Source organism: Flavobacteriales bacterium, from assembly GCA_013001705.1.
GTDB lineage: Bacteria > Bacteroidota > Bacteroidia > Flavobacteriales_D > JABDKJ01 > JABDLZ01.
In genome coordinates this window covers 1-3934 of sequence record JABDLZ010000038.1, presented here as the reverse complement: position 1 = coordinate 3934, position 3934 = coordinate 1, and the positions used below count along the sequence as shown (strand labels likewise).

Here is a 3934-nt window from a genome sequence, read left to right as displayed (position 1 = left end):
TGGCTGGAGAATGGCTGCCGCTCGGAGCGAGTCGATCGGGACTGCTCAATTTCGTTTTCGTGGCCTTGATCCTCATTCTCATTCTTGGAGCATTTCTGCTGCTCGAACGCAATTACGAACGCATTCTGCGCTGGTGCCTGGCACATAAACGGACCTTCTTGGTCGTCCCGATCGTCACCATGTTCTTCGGGCTCATCGTGTGGATGGGATTCGACCGCACTTTCACTGTCATTGCCTCAGCTGCTGAAAAAGTGGGGTGGAATATCCGTGCTACCAACCCATGGTCAACGATGGCACACACCTTCCCGGGAATGGGAAAGGAATTCATGCCCGCTTTGGACGAAGGGAGTTTCCTACTCATGCCCACCTCCATGCCGCACGCAGGGGTGGAGCAGAATAAGAAGGTGGTGCAGCAATTGGATATGCTACTGGCCAACATCCCCGAAGTGGAATTGGCTGTGGGGAAAATGGGACGCGTAGAATCGGCATTGGATCCTGCACCGATCTCCATGTATGAGAACATCATCAACTACAAGCCGGAGTACATGGTCGATGCCAAAGGTCATCGCATGCGATTCAAGGTGGACAAGGAGGATCGGTTCATTCTCGCTCGTGGCGACACGCTTTCACAAGACAAGGCCTTGGAGAATGGTATTTCATTGGCCGATCTGATCCGCGATGATCGGGGTCGGTTCTTCAGGAATTGGCGGTCCAGCATCAATTCTCCGGATGATATCTGGCAGGAGATCATCAAAGTCACCAATATCCCCGGAGTCACTTCGGCTCCTAAACTTCAGCCGATCGAGACCCGATTGGTCATGCTACAGACAGGTATGCGTGCGCCCATGGGCATCAAGGTCTATGGCCCCGACCTGAGTACGATCGAGGACTTTGGCCGTGAGCTGGAATCGATACTCAAAGAAGTGCCTTCGGTCAAAACGGAGGCCGTATTCGCAGACCGGATTGTCGGCAAACCCTATCTCCATCTCAATATTGACCGTGAGGCCATCGGGCGATATGGGCTGAGCATCGAGGATGTACAACGCACCATAGAGACGGCCATCGGAGGTATGCAGATCAGTTCTACCGTTGAGGGTCGAGAGCGCTTCCCCATCCGTGTGCGTTATCCACGTGAATTGCGAGATGACCCTGAGGCCTTGAGCAGGATCTATGTGCCTACGCCTGTTGGGGCGCAAGTGCCGTTGGGCGAACTCGTGGACATGGAGTATGTACGCGGCCCACAGATGATCCGCAGTGAAGAGACTTTCTTGGTAGGCTACGTGCTCTTCGACAAGCGTCAAGACTATGCCGAAGTAGATGTGGTCGAAGATGCGCAGGCCTTCATCCAAGCTAGGATCGATTCAGGTGAACTCATCGTACCTGCTGGAATCAGCTACAAATTCTCGGGTAGTTATGAGAACCAGATCCGGGCCGAGAAACGACTGTCCATCATCGTGCCCATTGTGCTCCTTGTGATCTTCCTCATCCTCTACTTCCAATTCCGATCGGTGACTACATCGCTCATGATCTTCGCAGGTATCGCCATGGCCTTCAGTGGTGCCTTCCTAATGCTCTGGGCCTATGGTCAGACTTGGTTCTTGGATTTTGGACTCTTCGGCTCTAATCTGCGTGAGATGTTCCAGATGCACACCGTCAATCTGAGTGTAGCCGTCTGGGTCGGATTCATTGCCCTCTTCGGCATCGCCACTGACGATGGTGTTATTATGGGCACCTACTTGGATCAAAGCTTTGCACGACATCGACCTGAATCCGTGTCAGAGGTACGTGAGGCTGTGCTAATCGCAGGAAAGAAGAGGATACGTCCGGCCATCATGACCACGGCCACAACCATCATTGCGCTGCTCCCCGTGCTCACCTCCACCGGTCGTGGTGCCGACATCATGATACCGATGGCGATACCTGCCTTCGGTGGAATGATCGTGGCCTGTATCACCTATTTCATCACGCCCGTCCTCTACAGCTTCCGTGAAGAACGAAACCTCAAATCCCAAGCATCATGACGCAAAGGATATTCATATGCATCTCCCTTTTCTGCCTGCTTTCAAGCATGGTTACTGCACAGTCCATCAATGAATTGACGACAGAAGCACTGGAGAACAACCCTGGGGTCAAAGCGAGCTACGCCCGATTCGAAGCCGAGATGCAGACCATCGCCCAGGCCAATGCCTTGCCGGACCCTACCTTCTCCTTCGGCTATTTCATCAGTCCGGTGGAGACCCGTGTCGGCCCGCAACGCATGAAGTTTTCCTTGGCGCAGATGTTCCCATGGTTCGGTACCCTGCAAGCGAAAAGCGACATGCGTACCCATCTGGCAGAGGCGGCCTATCAGGAGTTTCTGGATCAGCAGCAGCTCTTGGAATTGACTGTGCGCAAGACCTACTACGACTTATGGGAAATCCACGAGCGGGTCGACTTTATCGAAGAGAATCTCATTCTTTTGATAAGCCGCAGGGAATTGGCCCTATCAGGATTCTCGGTAGGTAAGAATAGCATGGCCGATGTCATCCGTACCGACATCATGATCGAGGAGTCGGTCACGAAGATCCGCTTGCTTCAGGATAAGATCATCCCATTGGAATTCCAGATGAATGCTGTTTTGAACAGAAGTCAGCAGGATAGCATTCGCATCATCGATCGATTCGACTCATCGTCCCTCGACTTGCCTCAGGTTGCTGATACCAGCCTATTCCAGAATCGAAATATCCAAGCGGTCCGATCGCGCATCAAGGCGGCAGAGGCCGCAGAAGAACTGGCAACTAGGCAAGGTAGGCCCTCCTTCGGGCTCGGTCTGGACTATGTGCTGGTCGATGAGCGAACTGTCCAAGGATTGGATGATAATGGTCAGGATGTCATCATGCCCATGGTCTCGATGAGCTTGCCCATTTTCAGGAAGAAGTACAAGGCGCTGACGCAGGAAGCCCTCTTGAGAAAAGAGGCCATGGAATTCTCCGAGCAGAATATGGTCAATGAATTCCGATCGAAGTTGGAGCTCAAAAAATATGCGGTCGAGAGCAGTGCGGAGAATGCCGAATTATACAGAGAGCAGGTCACCAAGGCCGAGCAGGTCAGAGATCTCTTGATCAGTGACTACAGTAACTCAGGAGCCGGATATGATGAAGTCTTGGCGATCGAGAAACAGCTGCTTGATTATCAGATAAAGACAATCAAAGTCATACGGGAAGGGCTCATTGCACGAGCCGAATTCCTTTACATCATCGCACAATAGAAGGGACATGAATAACACAAGAAAAAAGATCGTTCTCATTGCCTTGGGCACCTTGATTCTCGGGATTCTGCTGGGCAGAATGATGAATGGAGGAGCGGAGAAGACCGCAACGGAACAAACAGATAATGTACAGAGCACCAGCGAGTGGACATGCTCAATGCATCCACAGATCAGGCAAGCGGAGCCAGGAGATTGCCCTATATGTGGTATGGACCTCATACCGGTCAGTTCGGATTCAGAGGATGAAAGCTCGGCCATGGACATTCGCATGTCGCCCACAGCTATGCAACTGGCCGATGTGCGTACCATGATCGTGGGAAACGACACAGCCAGCATGGACTTACGCTTGAATGGCAAGGTGCAGGTCGATGAGCGTAAAGTACACTCCCAGAGCAGCCATATCTCCGGTCGCTTGGAGGAACTGAACATCGATTTCATTGGAGAACGGGTGCGTAAAGGAGCGCAAGTCGGGCGCGTCTATTCTCCCGAACTTGTGACGACTCAGGAAGAATTGCTGGAGGCGGATCGACTAAAAGCGGACTATCCTCAACTCCTTGATGCCGCGCGCTCCAAGCTGAGCAACTGGAAGATGAGCGATGTGCAGATCGATGCGATATTGGAGCAAGGTGAAGCCAGCGGCACCTTGCCTATCTATGCCGATCAAGGGGGTGTGGTCTTGAAGAAGAA

The 3934-nt window shown here is 52.5% G+C and carries 3 protein-coding genes; all 3 read left to right on the top strand.

Going from position 1 to position 3934, the window contains the following annotated elements:
• On the top strand, positions 1 to 2021 hold a 2021-nt coding region (locus tag HKN79_01285), incomplete at its 5' end, for an efflux RND transporter permease subunit (GenBank protein ID NNC82182.1).
• Between the two features lie 47 nt (positions 2022 to 2068).
• The gene (locus HKN79_01280; protein ID NNC82181.1) at positions 2069 to 3247 is read left to right on the top strand and encodes a TolC family protein; all 1179 of its coding nucleotides are present in this window, start codon (positions 2069 to 2071) and stop codon (positions 3245 to 3247) included.
• A 7-nt stretch (positions 3248 to 3254) separates the two neighbouring features.
• A partial coding sequence (locus HKN79_01275; GenBank protein NNC82180.1) for an efflux RND transporter periplasmic adaptor subunit occupies positions 3255 to 3934 on the top strand: 680 nt, incomplete at its 3' end.